We start from the raw sequence: 16,202 nt of genomic DNA on the forward strand, positions 1-16,202 counted from the left end.
CGTAGCCCGGATGGAGCGCTAGCGTAATCCGGGAAAGTGGTCGTTGTCCGCGAAAGACCCCGGATTACGCTTCGCTCCATCCGGGCTACTTCATTACGCCTCCGGCATCGCTCCGACATAGGACGAGCTCGGCCGGATCAGCCGTCCCGTCCGCTGCTGCTCGCGCGCATGCGCGGTCCACCCCGCAGCCCGCGCCACCGCAAAGATCGGCGTGAACGCCTGCCTTGGGATCGCCAGCGCGTCGAGCAGGATCGCGGTGAAGAACTCGACATTCGTCTCCAGCGGCCGGTCCGGATTCTTCTTGCGCAGCGCGCTGCGGATATAGGCCTCGACCTCGCCGGCGAACGGCAGATCGGTGCCGTTGGACGCCAGCGCCTCGACCGCGGTCTTGAGCACGTCGGCGCGCGGATCGCGCACGCGATAGACGCGGTGACCAAAGCCCATCATCCGCTCGCCGCGGGCGAGCGCCGCATCCACCCAGGGCTGGATGCGCTCGCGTGAGCCGATCGCGTCGAGCATTTCCAGCACCGGCTCCGGCGCGCCGCCATGCAGCGGACCTGTAAGTGCGCAATAGCCCGCGGTGACAGCTGCAAACAGATCGGCTTGCGTCGAGGCGACGACGCGCGCGGTGAAGGTCGAGGCGTTCATGCCGTGGTCGCTGGCGGTGACGAGATAAGCGTCCAACGCGGTGACCTCGCGCGCGGCGGGCGCACGCCCGTGCAGCATGCGCAGCGTGTCGGCGGCGTGGCTGACGTTCGCATCTGGCGCGATCGGCTCGAGCCCTTTGGCCCGGCGGACCAGCGCGCCCGCGATCACCGGAAACGCGCCGACGATGGTCGCCTCATGCGCGAGGCCATGCTCGGCGCGAAGTCCGGCGACCGCCGCGCGAAACCCGTCGACGATGCCCATGCCGCGCGTCGCCGGCAGCAATTCGTCCAGCCGCGCGAACGCGCGCTCGCGCGCCGCGCCCAGGCTCGCTCGCACGTTGGCCTCGCTCAGGCTGGTCTTGCTGGCGCCGTTCCAGAGCCGGGCGGTGACGCCCTCGAAGCTCGATTTGGCGGCGAGGCGCCCGACATGCTCGCCGGCGATGATCAGCTCGCCGCGCTCGCCATCGACATGGCTCAGCACGGTCTCGGCCGCGGGAACGCCGTCCAGCCCGATCTGGCTTTTGGTGAGGTGGATATTCATGGCCAATCTCCCTTTTTGCACTGCACCGAGGGAAAATCGGGCCTCTCGACAGATTGATCAATCTTGATTACATAAATCAATATGAAAAATTCCGGCGAGCTCTACCTCTCCGCCCGTGAGGCCGCCGCCGAGCTCGCGATCTCGCCGGCCACGCTCTACGCCTATGTCAGCCGCGGCCTGATCCGCTCCGAGCCGACGCCGGATTCGCGCAAGAACCGCTACCGCGCCGAGGACGTTCGCGCCCTCAAGGAGCGCCGGGTGCCGTCGCCCGAGCCGCGGGGCTTGCGCAGCTTCGATGCCGACCTGCCGGTGATGGACACGGAGATCTCGACCATCACCGAGGAGGGCGCGATCTATCGCGGCGTGAACTGCGTCGATCTTGCCGAGAACGACACGCTGGAGCACACCGCGACGCTGCTGTGGGACGTCTCCGACGTCGATCCCTTCGCGCCGGACAATCAGCCGGAAATCTCCGACGAGATGCGTGCGATCTCAGAAGCTGCGCGCCGCGCGGCGCCGATCGACCGCGCCATCGCCGTGCTGGCGCTCGCGACCAGCGCCGATTCCCGCGCCTTCACCCGCGCGCCCGATGGCCGCGCGATGGTCGGCGGGCGCATCGTCCGCCTGCTGGTCGCGACCATGCTCAATGCCGAGCCGTCACCTGAGCCGCTGCACCAGCAGATCGCGAAAGCCTGGGCGGCGGACAACAAGCACGCGCCCGATCTCATCCGCCGCGCGCTGGTGCTTCTCGCCGATCACGAGCTGAACGCCTCGACCTTCACGGCGCGCTGCGCGGCCTCGACCGGCCTCAACCTTTACGACTCCGTCATCGCCGGCCTTGCCGCGCTGAAAGGCCCCAAGCACGGCGGCGCCGGCGTGCTGGCCTCGCAGCTGGTCAAGACGCTGATCGACCGCGATGTCGAGCCAATGGTGCGCGAGCGCGTCGCGCTCGGCGAGCGTTTCGCCGGCTTCGGCCACGGCGTCTACAAGCGCGGCGATCCCCGCGCGCAATCGCTGCTGAACGCGCTCTCCCGCGCCGGCGCACCGCGAAAATTCACGAAAGAAGTGCCGGAGCGGATCATCGAGGCGACCGGCGAGTTGGTCAATATCGACTACGCGCTGGCCGTCCTTGTCCACGCGCTGCGCCTGCCTGCTGGCAGCGAGCTCGCTTTGTTCGCCATGGCCCGCAGCGTCGGCTGGATCGCCCACGCCAGCGAGCAATTGCAGTTCGGGAAGCTGATCCGGCCGAGGGCGAGGTATGTAGGGCCGGCGCCGGGGCGGCGGGCAGGGGGAGCGGACTCGAAGGTCTAGGGCAGACGCGCGCGTATATACACGTCAGCTTAGACTCCCGGCGAAGCGCTCGGCGAGCCGGTTTTTCCTGAATGCGTCCGCCACCCAGTCCACGAAGGCCCTCGTCTTCGCGGGCACCAGCTTGCGCGAGGCATGGTAGATCGAGATTGCGCCGGCGTCGCAATACCAGCGCGGCACCAGACGCAGCAGCGAACCATTTTCGAGTGCAGGCAGGATGTCGGCGGTCGCAAGCATGGCAACTCCCAGGCCCAACAACGCCGCCTCTCGCATGGCTGCGGGATCGTTGACCACGATGGTCTCGGCCATTGGCGCCTGAGCTTCCTGTCCCAAGACATCGCGCATCATCCAGTGCCGGATGCGCCCGGTTTGCAGCGAGCGCATCACGATGCCATTGAGTGCAGCCAATTCATCCGGCCTGGTCGGCGATATGCGCCCGGACATGTAGGCCGGAGATGCCACGGCGACGATGTGCGCCGGCGCAAGTGTTCGGCTGACAAGCCCCGGCGACAATTCGAACCCACCTCCGATCGCAGCGTCATAGCCTTCGCCGATCAGATCGACCTGGCGATTCTCGAAGTGCCACTCGGGGCGGACCCGCGGATAACGCGCCAGGAAGGCCGGAAGAAGGGGGAGGATATGGGCCGTGCCGAATGTCGGCGGCAGGCTCACCTTGAGAAGGCCCGCCGGCTCCTCGCTCCCGGTCGATATCCCGGCAATGGCTGCCTGAAGGCCCTCGAGATTGTCGGCGATCGCGGAGCGAAAAGTCTCGCCCGCCTCGGTCAGCGTCAGCTTCCGCGTCGAACGATGAAACAGTCGGACGCCGAGATTGCGCTCTAGTATGGCGACGTTCCGGCTAACGGCGGCGGGAGTCACCGAAAGACGCCGGCCGGCTTCTGAAAAGCTGCCGCATTCGGCGCTGCGGAGGAAGGATTCAAGGTTCGCCAACGTTTCCATCGATCTATTCTCAAGTAAACGTTGAAAATATTACGAGTGATATCCCGCTAATCAAGAGGGAATGTTTGGGTCATCTCTGGGCCACCGATCAGCACCGCTGATCTCCAAACAGCTCAGGAGTATTCTCAATGTCCACTATCGGCATCATCGGCGCCGGCAATATCGGTCGCGCCATCGCTCAGGCGCTCGCGGCTCGGGGTATCGCCGTGACACTCTCCAACAGCCGGGGCCCGGAGAGTCTGGCGACAACCGTGACCGAGCTCGGTCCGCTGGTGACCGCCGGCACCCGCGAGGAAGCAGCCGCCAAGGATATCGTCTTCGTCGCGGTCAACTGGTCGAAGCTGTCAGGCGCGCTCGCCGGCCTGCCGTCCTTCGGCGGACGTATCGTCGTTGATGCCAACAATCCGATCGAGGCGCCGCTGTTCAAGCCGGCCGAACTGAATGGTCGCGCCTCGTCGGAAATCGTCGCTGATCTAGTCCCCGGTGCGCGGGTTGTGAAGGCATTCAATCATCTGTTGCCGCAATTCCTGACGGCTGATCCGGAGAGCGAGGGTGGCAAGCGTGTCTTATTCTACTCCGGAGACGATGTCGGCGCGAAAGCCGTAGTCGGCGCGCTGATCGATCGGCTGGGATTCTTCGGTATCGATCTGGGTTCGCTCGCAATCGGCGGCAGGTTGGTCCAGTTCCCCGGTGGCCCGCTTCCCGCGCTGAATCTGGTCAAGTTCGGCTGATGCGCCGGGCGCTTAGGCAAGATGATGAAAGGGAACACAATGAAAACCGATGATATCGATTTCGACCATTTGCTTCGCTCAAATTTGGAGCGCGTGTTCAACGAGCGGGATGATGGCAAGCGACAAATCGCCATAGCCGAATTGTTCGTCGAAGAGCCCGTCATGTACGAGCCGACCAATATCGTCCGCGGACGGGCCGAGATATCGCGCGTCGCCGGGAATCTGCTGACGCAGTTTGGGCCAGCCTTCAGGTTCGTGCCGGAGGGCGTCGCTGTCGGGCATCATGGCCTCGCGCATCTAGCCTGGCACGCCGGGCCTGAGCATGGTCCGATCGCAGTGACCGGAGCCGACGTGGCCGAAATCGAAGACGGCAAAATCGCGCGGCTGTGGGTGCTGCTCAATACGCCCTGAGAGAAGGTCGCGTCGGCGGCGTTAGCTCTGCGGCTTCGCCGCCGCGACACCGCCGCCGTTCCGCCGGCGATAGATCCAGACCGCCACGCCCAACACGATCGCCACCGCGACCACGGTCAAAATCCAGATGTGCTTGAACGGATGCCCATGGTGCGGCACGCCGAAATATTGGTGGAGGGCCGACACCGCCAGCACGCCCGGCAGCACATGGGCGGGTGCCCAGAACAGGATCGCCGGGATGTTCACGGCGTAGAATTTTGCCGGTGCCATCCCGAGCGCGCCGGCCGTCACCGGCACGAAGGCGCGGATCGGCGGCACGAAGCGGGCGAAGAATACGGCCCAGGTTCCGAAGCGGTGGAAGAAGCTTTCGCTCTCGGCGACCACGCGGGGGTAGTTGGTCAGCGGCCAGGTGTTGAGGATCTCGCGCTGCCGCCGGTGCCCGATCCAGTAGGCGGAACCGTCGCCCAGCACGGCGCCGAGCGCGGCCGCCAGCAGCACCCATTGCAGCTTCAGCTCGCCGCCGGGAACCAGGGCGCTCAGGGCCAGGATGATGGTCGAGCCGGGGATCACCGACCCCACCACCGGCACGGCTTCGAGCAGCGCCGCCAGGAACAGGGTCAGGTAGGCCAGCCACACATGGACTGAGACGAAGGCGATGAGGGGATCGAGAAAGGTCGTCACGTCGTCTCTGTGGTGGGCAGGGGCTTTCGGGTTCAGAACCCTACATAAGTAAGGTCGGCCGGGAAAAGTGCCATTCGCTTGGGCAGGCGGCCCATCCCGCCCGAAATTCGAGCGTGATTCGCAACGCAGCCCTCCAAAAACTGCGTTCCTCACCTATCTAAATGAAAAGACAATGGAACTTTGATTGAGGGGCGGGCTTCTGCCAGCCACGTCTCTCTGATAGGTTCGCAGATGCACCCAGCCGCAGCCAACGTGCAATAACTGGTCTCGGGATCGCCCGGGGCCTCGGAGGATTGATGACGACCGCCGCCATGTCAAAAGTTGAGGAAGTTTCCGGTCTGCCCGACATGAAGGTGTCGGTCCGCCAGGTGTTTGGGATCGACAGCGATCTCGAAGTGCCGGCCTATGCCGAAGTCGATCCTCATGTGCCCGAAGTCGACGCCGATTACCGCTTCGACCGCGCCACCACGCTCGCCATTCTCGCCGGCTTCGCCCGCAACCGCCGCGTCATGGTGACCGGCTATCACGGCACCGGTAAATCCACCCATATCGAGCAGGTCGCCGCGCGCCTGAACTGGCCGTGCGTGCGCGTCAACCTCGACAGCCACATCAGCCGTATCGACCTCGTCGGCAAGGACTCGATCGTGGTCCGCGACGGCAAGCAGGTCACCGAATTCCGTGACGGCATCCTGCCCTGGGCGCTGCAGAACAACGTCGCGCTGGTGTTCGACGAATACGACGCCGGCCGTCCGGACGTGATGTTCGTGATCCAGCGCGTGCTCGAAGTCTCGGGTCGCCTGACGCTGCTCGACCAGAACAAGGTGATCAAGCCGCACCCGGCGTTCCGCCTGTTTGCGACCGCCAACACGGTCGGCCTTGGCGACACTTCGGGCCTCTATCACGGCACCCAGCAGATCAACCAGGGCCAGATGGACCGCTGGTCGATCGTCACCACGCTCAACTACCTCAGCCACGACGAGGAAGTTGAGATCGTGCTGGCGAAGGCCAAGCACTATCGCACCCAGGAAGGCCGCGACATCGTCAACAAGATGGTGCGCCTTGCCGATCTCACCCGTAACGCCTTCGCCAATGGCGATCTGTCCACGGTGATGAGCCCGCGTACGGTGATCACCTGGGCGGAAAACTCCGACATCTTCGGCGATATCGGCTTCGCCTTCCGCGTCACCTTCCTCAACAAGTGCGACGAGCTCGAGCGTCCCCTGGTCGCCGAGTTCTATCAGCGCTGCTTCAATGCGGAGCTGCCGGAATCGGCAGTCAACGTGGCGCTCAGCTAGGCCAGATGACCTGACAATGCCAACCATCACCGTCGAGCGCACCATTGGGACCACCAAGAAGGCTGTGCTCGCCGGGCTCGGCGCCTATAACGACGAGCAGTTTGGGAAGCAGAAGGTCAAGAGCATCGCGGTCTCGTTGAAGGACGGCCGCAAGATCGTTGGCGGCATCGTCGGGCACCTCTGGGCCACGGTTCTGTTCGTCCAGTATTTCTGGATCGACCAGAAGCAGCGCGGCAAGGGTTTCGGCACGAAGCTGATCGCGGCGATCGAGGACGAGGCAAGACGGCAGGGCGCGGTCCAGGCCCATGTCGACACGATGAGTTTCCAGGCGCCGGGCTTCTATCGTTCCCAAGGGTACGAGGAATTCGGCACCCTCAAGGGCTATCCCGGCGGCGTGACGCGCCATTCGTTTACGAAGTCGCTATGAGCACATCATCATCCAACTCCAAATTCCGTAACACCAAGGAAGCCCCGACCGAGCCGTTCAAGCGCTCGGTGGCCTCCTGCCTCAAGGCGATCGCCAAGTCGCCCGAGCTCGACGTCAGTTTTGCCGCCGAGCGCCCGGGCCTTGCACCGGGCAAGGCACGGCTGCCCGAGCCTGCGCGAAAGATGACCAAGCGCGATGCTGCGATCGTGCGCGGCCATGCCGATTCCATTGCGCTCAAGCTCGCCTGTCACGATCCGAAAGTGCATCGCAAGCTGATGCCCGGCAATCCGCAGGCGCGCGGCGTGTTCGAGGCGGTGGAGCAGGCCCGCGTCGAGGCGATCGGCGCGCGCCGCATGGCGGGCGTTGCGAAGAACCTCACCGCGATGCTCGACGACCATTTCCATCGCGGCAAGTTTGATGAGATCACCGACCGCGCCGATGCGCCGCTGGCGGATGCGCTGGCGATGCTGGTGCGCGAGCGCCTGACCGGCATGGCGCCGCCGACGGCCGCCAAGAAGATGGTCGATCTCTGGCGCCCCATCCTCGAAGACAAGATCGGCAGGCGGCTCGACCGGCTCGATGGCGTGGTCGAGGACCAGACCAAGTTCGCCGATGCCGTGCATGATCTGTTGACCGCGCTCGAGCTCGGCGACGAGCGCAGCGCCGACAGCGAAGACAATGAGGACAACGACGAGAACCAGGACGGCGACAACGATCAGTCCGGCGCCGAGGGCTCGCCCGATTCCGATGCCGCGCAGGAGATGAGCGCCGACCAGGCGCAGGCCTCCAGCGAGGAGATGAGCGAGAGCGCGATGGAAAGCGCGCAGGCCTCGACCTCCGACACGTTCGACGACGGCGAACTCGGCGACGACGAAACGCCGGGCGAGGCCACGCGTCCGAACGCGCACGGCAAGAACGAGCCGCGCGGGCCGGAATATCATGCCTTTGCGCCGAAATTCGACGAAGTCATCGCCGCCGAAGATCTCTGCGACCATGACGAGCTGGAGCGCCTGCGCGCCTATCTCGACAAGCAGCTCGCGCATCTGCAGGGCATCGTCGCCCGTCTCGCCAACCGGCTGCAGCGCCGCCTGATGGCGCAGCAGAACCGCGCCTGGGAGTTCGACCTCGAAGAGGGCATCCTCGATCCCGCACGCCTGTCGCGCGTGGTCACCGATCCCTATCACCCGCTGTCCTTCATGCACGAGAAGGAGGCGACGTTCCGTGACACGGTCGTCACGCTGCTGCTCGACAATTCCGGCTCGATGCGTGGTCGTCCGATCACGGTCGCCGCGACCTGCGCCGACATTCTGGCACGCACGCTGGAGCGTTGCGGCGTCAAGGTCGAGATTCTCGGTTTCACCACGCGCGCCTGGAAGGGCGGACAATCGCGTGAGGCGTGGCTTGCCGCCGGCAAGCCGGCCAATCCCGGCCGTCTCAACGATCTCCGCCACATCATCTACAAGTCCGCCGACGCCCCCTGGCGCCGTGCGCGGAAAAACCTTGGCCTGATGATGCGCGAGGGTCTGCTGAAGGAGAACATCGACGGCGAGGCGCTCGACTGGGCGCACAAGCGCCTGCTCGGCCGGCCCGAGCAGCGCAAGATCCTGATGATGATCTCGGACGGTGCGCCGGTCGACGATTCCACGCTGTCGGTCAATCCCGGCAATTATCTCGAGCGGCACCTGCGCCACATCATCGAGGAGATCGAGACCCGCTCGCCGGTCGAGCTGATCGCGATCGGCATCGGCCACGACGTGACGCGCTACTATCGGCGCGCCGTGACGATCGTGGACGCCGAGGAACTCGGCGGCGCCATCACCGAGAAGCTCGCCGAACTCTTCAGCGAGACCAACACAGCGCCAACCCAGCCGGCCGGTCGCCCGCGACGCAAATTGCATTCGTGAGCACACATCGATCCCGCCGCAGCTTCATCAGCCACGCGGCGGCGGGATTTTCCACTCTCGCCTTCTCCCGCCTCGCGCAGGCGCAAGTTACGACCGAGCCGCCGCCGCGCCCGGCGCAGGTCGAGCACGCCGTTACCGCGCCTGTTAGCATCGAGGTCAACGCGCGGCAGATCCCGTTCTTCGAGCCGCGCGATCGTTCCCGCACCCGCTTCGGCTCGCTGCAATATCGCAGCGGTCTCGTGCTGACCTCGGCGCATCGCGGCTTCGGCGGCCTGTCCGGCTTCCGCTTCCTCGACACCAAGGGCGAGCGCTTCCTCGCGCTGTCCGACCAGGGCACCTGGTTCACCGGCAACATCCGCTATGCCGGCGGCAAGATGGTCGCGCTCGACGACGTCGAGGCCGCACCCATGCTCAATACCGAGGGGCGGCCGATCACGGACAAGCGGTTCTGGTACGATACCGAGTCGCTCGCGCGCGATGGCAACCTCGTCTATGTCGGGCTCGAGCGCGTCAACCAGATCATGCGTTTCGACTTCGCCAAGGGCGGCACGCGTGCCCGCGGCGAGGTGCTGCCGACGCCGCAGGCTGTGCGCAAGCTGCCCAACAACAAGGGGCTCGAGGCGCTGGTATTCGTGCCTAGGGACATCAAGGGCCAGCCGCTCGGGGGCACGCTGCTTGCTTTGTCGGAAGGCGGCATTGATGCCGACGGCAATCTGGTCGGCTTCTTGATCGGCGGTCCCACGCCCGGCCAGTTCAGCATCAAGCGGACCGACAAGCAGTTCATCAGCGACGCTGTGCTGCTGCCCTCGGGCGAGCTTCTCATCCTCGAGCGCAAATTCTCCTGGTTCACCGGCATCAACATCCGCATCCGCTCGATCCCGCTCAAGTCGATCGCGCCGGGGGCGGTGGTCGATGGCCCCGTGCTGTTCAACGCCGATCTCGGCCACGAGGTCGACAACATGGAAGGCATCGATGCCCACGTCACATCAGAGGGCGAGACCGTGCTGACGCTGGTGTCCGACGACAATTTTTCGATGCTCCAGCGCACCCTGCTGCTGCAGTTCACGCTGGTGGAGTGAATCTGTCGTTGAACGCGGCTGCGGTCCGCCGCGACCAAGCCTCATGCACCTCCGCCGCGCCATCGCCGCCGCACTCTTCCTCATGCTCGCTGCATCGCCGCAGGCGCACGCCACGGCCGAGCACGCCTATGCCAAGGGCGAGTACGGCATCATCACGGGCGGGTGGGCGCCGAACAAGCGGCTCGCCATCGCCGTCCATGGCGAGGGGGAGGGCGCGCATGACAAGTTTCACGCTTATCTGATGTCGGAGCCCAGGCATCGCCGGCTGGCGACGCTGGACGGCATCAGCAGCGACAACAATCTCGACACGGCGTCGGACGCCTATTACGCGGAGTGGTCGCCCGACTCGCACTATGTCGCGGTGTCCTTCCGCACCGAGCGTCACATCATGACGCTGAACATCTATGCGATCGAAGGCAACCGCGCGCGGCTGATCGCGACGCCGGACCTGTTTCGCATGGCAACGGGCCGGACCGTCGTCGTCAAGACCGACGGCGACATGCGCACCTATTTCCCGACAGTGAAATGGCGCGGGCCGCGCAGCTACGATCTCAACGACTACCGTCTGTTCGTCGAGGACGACAAGACACTCGCCGACAGGATCGACGATCTCGGCAGCGTGACCAGGATGGAGGACGGCCGCTATTCGATCGAGTTCGCCGCCCACGCCACCATCACGATCGGACGCAGGGACAGGAGCCGCATCGGCAGGCTGCGGCGCGGGGTTTTCCAGCGCTAGCGGGCCGTTCCCGTGATCATATGACGCGCGCAATGCATGGCGCTTTGGGCGGGCATGTCCCCGGCGCAGCTGGCAATCCGCCGTCGGGTGACTACACTTCATGCAATTGCTTCCATCCCTCCATCCCCCGGAACTCCCCGCATGAGCGCCCTGTTTTCCCCGATCAAGCTGCGCGGTCTGACCCTGAAGAACCGCCTCGTCGTGTCGCCGATGTGCCAATATTCGGCCGACGACGGCGTCGCCACCGACTGGCACTTCACCCACATCAACAATCTGGCACTGTCGGGCGCGTCGATGTTCTGCATCGAGGCGACCCATGTCGAGGCGATCGGCCGCATCACGCCGGGCTGCCTCGGGCTTTACAGCGATGCCTGCGAGGCCGCGCTGAAGCAGATCCTCACCTCGGTGCGCAAGCATTCCACCACGGCGATCGCGATGCAGATCGCGCATGCGGGCCGCAAGGCGTCGAGCGCGCGGCCCTGGGACGGCGGCCAGCTGATTCCGATAGAGCAGGGCGGTTGGCAGACGGTGGCGCCATCAGCGATCCCGCACAAGGAGGGCGAAGCCGCGCCGGTGGCGCTCGATGCCGCGGGGCTCAAGCGCGTCCGCGAGGCCTTCGTCGATGCGACGAAACGCGCCGCGCGGCTCGGCATCGACGCCATCGAAGTGCACGGCGCGCACGGCTATCTCCTGCATCAGTTCCTGTCGCCGATCTCGAACCGGCGCACCGACGAATATGGCGGTTCGCTCCAAAACCGCATGCGCTTTCCGCTCGAGGTGTTCGACGCGGTGCGCGCGGCCTTCCCCGGCGACAAGCCGGTCGGCATGCGGGTGTCGTCGACCGACTGGGTCGAGGGCGGCTGGGACCTGGCGCAGACCATTGAATTCGCGAGCGCACTGAAGGCGCGCGGCGTCGACTGGATCGATGCCTCCTCCGGCGGCGTCTCGCCGCTGCAGAAGATCCCGCTCGGGCCCGGCTATCAGGTGCAGTTCGCGGACGCCATCAGGCGCGAGACCGGACTGCCGACCATCGCGGTCGGCCTGATCACCGAAGGCAAGCACGCCGAGGAGATCGTCACGTCAGGCAAGGCCGATATGATCGCGCTCGCCCGCGGCCTGCTCTACGACCCGCGCTGGGGCTGGCACGCGGCCGCCGAGCTCGGCGGCGAAGTCGAGGCCCCGCCGCAATATTGGCGCTCGCAGCCCTCGACGCAGAAGGCGCTGTTCGGCAAGACCACGTTCGGGGCAAGGTAAGGCGCGCACGCTGCATGTGTGGGCCGGCGCTCGCGCCTCCCACTCCGTCGTTGCGAGGAGCCCTTGCGACGAAGCAATCCAGGATGTTTCTACAGAGGCAGTCTGGATTGCTTCGTCGCTTCGCTCCTCGCAATGACGATGGGGAGGCAGGCGCGCATCACAACCACCACTGCAAGCCTTCGCCAAACCCGTCCCTGTGGTTAAGGGGCCGCCCCTCACCATCGCGCGACCTCACGTATCCGTAAAACTCCTCACCTTCCACGACCCGTAAAACTGGCCTAACCTTCGCGCATCGGGGCATCACGGAGGCCGGCCATGCGGTTTCGTGTTCGCAAGACTGCCCATGTGTTCGAGCGTGTGGGCCTGGCGATGGCAGGCGCGGCGTGCGGGCTGTTCGTCGGCGCCTATGTCGGCTCGGCGATCGCGCACCTCACCACGCAAGGCTTTCTGTTGCTGATGATGCTGCTCGGCTTCGTCGGCTTCTATCTCGGCATCGACACACCGCAGCTCCCCTTCGACGACGCCCACAGCGAGATCGATGCGGCTGAATTCCTCAGCGCCGCCGGCACCCTTTGCGCCACGCTCGCCGCACTCGCCTCCGTCGCCGTCATTGTGCTCAGGCTCGACCCGCATTTCGCGTGGACCTGGCTCGTGCTGATCGGCTGGGTCGGGGGCGTCGCGATGCAGATCGTCGGGGGCGCGAAGGCGAGGATGCGGAAGTAGGTTGCTTCCTTCCTTCTCCCACAAGGGGAGAGGGGAAGCGAGCAAGCTGGCATCCCCTAAAACACCACGCCCACCCGCGTGCCGCGCTTCCACGCGATGCGGCAGCGCTTCTTGGTGTTGACGTGCAGCAGCTCGAACCGGTCGGGGATCTTCACCTGTCCGCCGAGATCGACGCACGCGCCGCCGGGCGAATAGTCGATCAGCGTGCAGACAATCACAGGCGCGCGCGGGTCGGTGATGATCTTGGCCTGGCGCGACACCAGCCCTGCGGGTTTCACGCGGGCATATTTGCGCGGATACATTGGCACTCTCCTCCAATTCCGCGGGAGCATGATCCGGAAAAGTGCGTAGCGGTTTTCCGATCAGATCATGCTCGACCAAAAGGTCGCGGTGGTAAGGCTCCGATGATGCGGAGGAGTTGATGCGATCAGGCTAAGGGGCGCGGGAGAATTTTAATGAAAAGTAGCGGCGAATGGAGAAAGCGGCGGTAGTGGGGTGCGGGTGTTGTGACGTGAAGCGAAGCAGCCTCACCGTCATTGCGAGGAGCCCGCGACGAAATTGCGAAGCAATTTTGCGCTGGCGACGAAGCAATCCAGACTGTCGCCGCGGAGGGACTCTGGATTGCTTCGTCGCAAGTGCTCCTCGCAATGACGAGGGGAGAGAGCGCTACGCCCCTCACACCTCACACCTCACCCCGTCACACCCTCCTCCGCCTCCGCCTCGGCGCCCGCCGTCGGCCCCACCGGCATCGGCACCGTCTCATACGTCTTCGGCATGTTCACCGGCCGATAGGTCGGGTCCACCGCGATCCGCTTCAGCACGCTCTCATGCACATGCGCGCCTTCGGGGATGACGCGCGGCTCGCAATCGGGGATGTAGAAGCCGAGCACGACCTTCCGCTCCGGCCATTCCTTGTATTTCGCGCTCTTCGGCAAGAACTCCAGCACGCGCCAGGCTGCCGTCATCGAATTGTGCAGCTCGCCCGTCGTGCCGGTGTAGGCAGGTGCGACATATTGGAACGGCGATTTCTTGCGCTGGATGCCCCAGACGAGCTGGTTCACCGTGCGCGGGTTGAAGTTCAGCCCGGCCTTCGCGGCCTCCTCGATCATCCACAGCAGCGGATATTTCGACTCGCCGCTCTCGGCCTCCGGATAGCCGCCGCCGACGTCGCAATGCACGCCGGCGAACCACACCTGCAAAATGTCCTGCGGCACCTTCTTCTCGTCTGGCACGTAGCGGTTGCTCCAGAACTCCTGCGGCTCCTCGTACACCTTGAGGCGGAACATGCAGCGCCGCTCGTCGATCGCGATCGCCTGGCGGAAGATGTGAACGCTCGGATTGCGCAGCGTGAAGGCGAGCTCCTCCAGGCTGAATGCGAGGAAGAAGGCGTCGCGCCGCGGCACGATCACGCTCGCCACCGTGTCCCAGACGCCGATGAAGTGGATGGTCGGCCAGCGCGTCGAGGTGATGCGCGCGAATTGGGCTGCGAGGTCGAACTGGTCCTTCGGCAGCGGCCCGCTCTCGTCGGTGGTGATGTCCTTGAGATCCTCGATGTCGTTGCCGCGCCCGGTGCCGGAATATTGCTTGTAGGCGACGAGGCCGGAGCCTGCGAGGTTGGCCTGCTCCGGCGAGATCAGGCCGATCTTGTGGATCAGCCCCGCCAGCACCCGCACGGTATAGGCGCCGCGCGAGAAGCCGAACAAATAGATCTTGTCGCCGGCCGAATAATGCTCGACCAGGAAGCAATAGGCCGAGAGCACGTTGTCATCGAGCCCGTAGCCGGTGGCGAGCCCCAGCACCAGATTGATATTGGCCTTCCAGCGATGCCACGTCGACGGCTCCGTCACCGTGCCGACCCCGGGATCGTAAAACACCATCTGCCGCGGCTGCGTCTTGTCGGTCTTGCGCAGGCAGCGATAGAGCTTCAGGACGTTGGAGATGTTCTCCGAAATCTCGTTGCCGGTGCCGTCACAGCAGATGACGAGGTGTTTCGGCTCGGGTTTGGATGAATGGTCCACGGTAAGCCCCTCCGGGTGATGCTACCGGGGCGAGTATAGCGGAAATGCGCGACGGGGAAGAGACGGTTGCGTTCTTCCCTCTCCCCTTATGGGAGAGGGTGGCATAGGCGGCCTTCGGCCGCCGTTCTTAGAACGCCGACGCTTTGCATCGGCTATGGCGAAGCGGCGAGACGAGTGAGGGGTTTGTCTCCGAGGGCGAACCTCTCGCCATTGAATGCGCGGATAGAACCCCTCATCCGGCGCTTCGCGCCACCTTCTCCCACAAGGGGAGAAGGGACAGCGAGCGTTCTTCCTCGCTTCCTATTTCTTCTTCCCCTGACCGATCTCCGGCTGCCAGGCTGCGTCCTTGCGGCTGGGCGCCGCGGCGATCACCTTGGCTTTGTCCTTCTTCGGCTTCTTGACTTCGCGATTGCTGCGTTGCTGTCCCTTGGGCATGTCGCTCTCCTCAGTGGTTTGAGCTCGTCCAGTTCGTCCGATGGCAGCACAGGCCCCGCACGGCATGCAGACGGTCGATGCCGTCGCGGGAGATGCACGCGAGCCTACGCCCGCGTCACCGCAATAGCGAGGGCTAAGACGCCGCGCGCGCTGCGGCCTCGCGGCGCGCAGCGCTGCGACGATAGTGCTGGCTATTGCCGCACAACGGGCGCATGCTCGTTGCAGTCGGAGTCGGTTGGGGCCCACTTGCGAGAAAGGCAGGCGTGCATGACCATCCGCTCGCGGCATGAAACCGTGACATTCAAGCATCCGTTCCACCTCCGCGGCATCGCGCGCGAATTGCCTGCGGGCGCCTATGAGGTCGTCACCGACGAGGAGACGATCGATGGCCTGTCGTTCGAGGTCTGGCGCCGCGTCGCCACCATGATCACCGTTCCGGCCGAAGGCATGCGCGGCGCCACCGAGCGTTTGTCGATCGGCTCTGTCGATCTTGCGGATGCGCAAGCCGCCGACGCGGGCGCGGCCCATGACTGATACCCCGGTCGACCTCGACAAGCACCGCGGCATGGCCGCCCAGAAGGCGACCGACCTGCGCCGCGCGCTGGCCGAGGTCGAGAGCAATGTCCGGCAGCTGCGCGAGCGCGAAGCCGGTATCGAGAACCGCCTGATGACGGTGCCCGCCGCGTCTTGGACGGAAGCCGCGGTGAAGGCGCGCTACCTCCTCAACCTCTACGTCGCCAGCCTGCCGGTCGAAGACACCCGCCACCGCGCGCTGGTCGCCGCCCTGTTCGACGACTTCACGAGACTTGGCGGGGATAGCTGAAGGTGGCCGCGGGGTACACCTCTCCCGCTTGCGGAAGAGGTCGACGCGTCCGGGCGATGCGGAGCATCGTCCCGCGCGCGGCGGGTGAGGGCTCTCTCCTCATCGGGGTTCTCGCGTGCGGAGACACCCCCCACCCCGACCCTCTCAGCGCGAGCGAAGCTCGTCGCGCTCCGCACGCGGGAGAGGGAGTGAACCGCTGCCGGTGCACCGCGTTCATTTCACAGGAAGC

General features: G+C 65.3%; 18 protein-coding genes. 12 read left to right on the forward strand and 6 right to left on the reverse strand.

Annotated elements, in window-relative coordinates; all coding sequences use genetic code 11:
- Positions 1 to 93 precede the first annotated feature (93 nt).
- Positions 94 to 1,188 carry a citrate synthase/methylcitrate synthase gene (locus RAD16_RS00720; protein ID WP_458155975.1) on the reverse strand — a complete coding sequence of 365 codons (1,095 nt, stop codon included), beginning with the start codon at positions 1,186 to 1,188 and terminating at the stop codon, positions 94 to 96.
- Between the two features lie 81 nt (positions 1,189 to 1,269).
- Between RAD16_RS00720 and RAD16_RS00725 the strand changes: the two genes are divergently transcribed.
- Complete coding sequence (locus tag RAD16_RS00725) at positions 1,270 to 2,499, forward strand: citrate/2-methylcitrate synthase (RefSeq protein ID WP_458155976.1); 1,230 nt, start codon at positions 1,270 to 1,272, stop codon at positions 2,497 to 2,499.
- A 24-nt stretch (positions 2,500 to 2,523) separates the two neighbouring features.
- Here the strand turns inward: RAD16_RS00725 and RAD16_RS00730 are convergent, their stop codons facing one another.
- Positions 2,524 to 3,453 (reverse strand): LysR substrate-binding domain-containing protein, encoded by a 930-nt coding sequence (locus RAD16_RS00730; RefSeq protein WP_458155977.1) that lies wholly within the window; start codon positions 3,451 to 3,453, stop codon positions 2,524 to 2,526.
- Between the two features lie 128 nt (positions 3,454 to 3,581).
- Between RAD16_RS00730 and RAD16_RS00735 the strand changes: the two genes are divergently transcribed.
- Positions 3,582 to 4,184: an NADPH-dependent F420 reductase gene (locus RAD16_RS00735; protein ID WP_458155978.1), complete on the forward strand. Its 603-nt coding sequence runs from the start codon at positions 3,582 to 3,584 to the stop codon at positions 4,182 to 4,184.
- Positions 4,185 to 4,223: 39 nt separating this feature from the next.
- Positions 4,224 to 4,595, forward strand: coding sequence for a nuclear transport factor 2 family protein (locus RAD16_RS00740; RefSeq protein WP_458155979.1), 372 nt, complete (start codon positions 4,224 to 4,226; stop codon positions 4,593 to 4,595).
- Between the two features lie 21 nt (positions 4,596 to 4,616).
- Here RAD16_RS00740 and RAD16_RS00745 read toward each other — a convergent pair whose 3' ends face one another.
- Positions 4,617 to 5,276: a DedA family protein gene (locus RAD16_RS00745; RefSeq protein ID WP_458155980.1), complete on the reverse strand. Its 660-nt coding sequence runs from the start codon at positions 5,274 to 5,276 to the stop codon at positions 4,617 to 4,619.
- A 296-nt stretch (positions 5,277 to 5,572) separates the two neighbouring features.
- Here RAD16_RS00745 and cobS point away from each other — a divergent pair, with 296 nt between their 5' ends.
- The 7 genes from cobS to RAD16_RS00780 all read left to right on the forward strand — a co-directional run bounded on the left by cobS (position 5,573) and on the right by RAD16_RS00780 (position 12,697).
- Positions 5,573 to 6,571 carry a cobaltochelatase subunit CobS gene (cobS, locus tag RAD16_RS00750; protein ID WP_458155981.1) on the forward strand — a complete coding sequence of 333 codons (999 nt, stop codon included), beginning with the start codon at positions 5,573 to 5,575 and terminating at the stop codon, positions 6,569 to 6,571.
- A 16-nt stretch (positions 6,572 to 6,587) separates the two neighbouring features.
- Positions 6,588 to 6,998, forward strand: coding sequence for a GNAT family N-acetyltransferase (locus RAD16_RS00755; protein ID WP_458155982.1), 411 nt, complete (start codon positions 6,588 to 6,590; stop codon positions 6,996 to 6,998).
- A complete protein-coding gene (gene cobT / locus RAD16_RS00760; protein WP_458155983.1) occupies positions 6,995 to 8,902 on the forward strand; it encodes a cobaltochelatase subunit CobT in 1,908 nt (635 codons plus the stop codon). The genes RAD16_RS00755 and cobT overlap by 4 nt, the downstream gene beginning before the upstream one ends.
- Positions 8,899 to 9,981 carry an esterase-like activity of phytase family protein gene (locus RAD16_RS00765; RefSeq protein ID WP_458155984.1) on the forward strand — a complete coding sequence of 361 codons (1,083 nt, stop codon included), beginning with the start codon at positions 8,899 to 8,901 and terminating at the stop codon, positions 9,979 to 9,981. Before cobT ends, RAD16_RS00765 begins: the two co-directional genes overlap by 4 nt.
- A gap of 43 nt (positions 9,982 to 10,024) precedes the next feature.
- Positions 10,025 to 10,720: a hypothetical protein gene (locus tag RAD16_RS00770; RefSeq protein WP_458155985.1), complete on the forward strand. Its 696-nt coding sequence runs from the start codon at positions 10,025 to 10,027 to the stop codon at positions 10,718 to 10,720.
- 141 nt (positions 10,721 to 10,861) lie between these two features.
- On the forward strand, positions 10,862 to 11,974 hold the full coding sequence (locus RAD16_RS00775; RefSeq protein WP_458155986.1) for an NADH:flavin oxidoreductase/NADH oxidase: 1,113 nt from the start codon (positions 10,862 to 10,864) through the stop codon (positions 11,972 to 11,974).
- A 315-nt stretch (positions 11,975 to 12,289) separates the two neighbouring features.
- Positions 12,290 to 12,697 (forward strand): hypothetical protein, encoded by a 408-nt coding sequence (locus tag RAD16_RS00780; RefSeq protein WP_458155987.1) that lies wholly within the window; start codon positions 12,290 to 12,292, stop codon positions 12,695 to 12,697.
- A gap of 56 nt (positions 12,698 to 12,753) precedes the next feature.
- On the opposite strand, the gene RAD16_RS00785 is transcribed toward RAD16_RS00780, so the two are convergent.
- The 3 genes from RAD16_RS00785 to RAD16_RS00795 form a co-directional block, all read right to left on the reverse strand.
- Complete coding sequence (locus RAD16_RS00785; protein ID WP_314958088.1) at positions 12,754 to 12,999, reverse strand: PilZ domain-containing protein; 246 nt, start codon at positions 12,997 to 12,999, stop codon at positions 12,754 to 12,756.
- 387 nt (positions 13,000 to 13,386) lie between these two features.
- Positions 13,387 to 14,715, reverse strand: a complete 1,329-nt coding sequence (locus RAD16_RS00790) for a DUF2235 domain-containing protein (RefSeq protein ID WP_458155988.1) — start codon at positions 14,713 to 14,715, stop codon at positions 13,387 to 13,389.
- A gap of 300 nt (positions 14,716 to 15,015) precedes the next feature.
- The gene (locus RAD16_RS00795) at positions 15,016 to 15,150 is read right to left on the reverse strand and encodes a hypothetical protein (protein ID WP_458155989.1); all 135 of its coding nucleotides are present in this window, start codon (positions 15,148 to 15,150) and stop codon (positions 15,016 to 15,018) included.
- 267 nt (positions 15,151 to 15,417) lie between these two features.
- Here RAD16_RS00795 and RAD16_RS00800 point away from each other — a divergent pair, with 267 nt between their 5' ends.
- Positions 15,418 to 15,684 (forward strand): hypothetical protein, encoded by a 267-nt coding sequence (locus RAD16_RS00800; RefSeq protein WP_458155990.1) that lies wholly within the window; start codon positions 15,418 to 15,420, stop codon positions 15,682 to 15,684.
- On the forward strand, positions 15,677 to 15,973 hold the full coding sequence (locus tag RAD16_RS00805; RefSeq protein WP_458155991.1) for a hypothetical protein: 297 nt from the start codon (positions 15,677 to 15,679) through the stop codon (positions 15,971 to 15,973). Before RAD16_RS00800 ends, RAD16_RS00805 begins: the two co-directional genes overlap by 8 nt.
- Positions 15,974 to 16,202: the final 229 nt, after the last annotated feature.

Source organism: Bradyrhizobium sp. 18BD, from assembly GCF_054185225.1.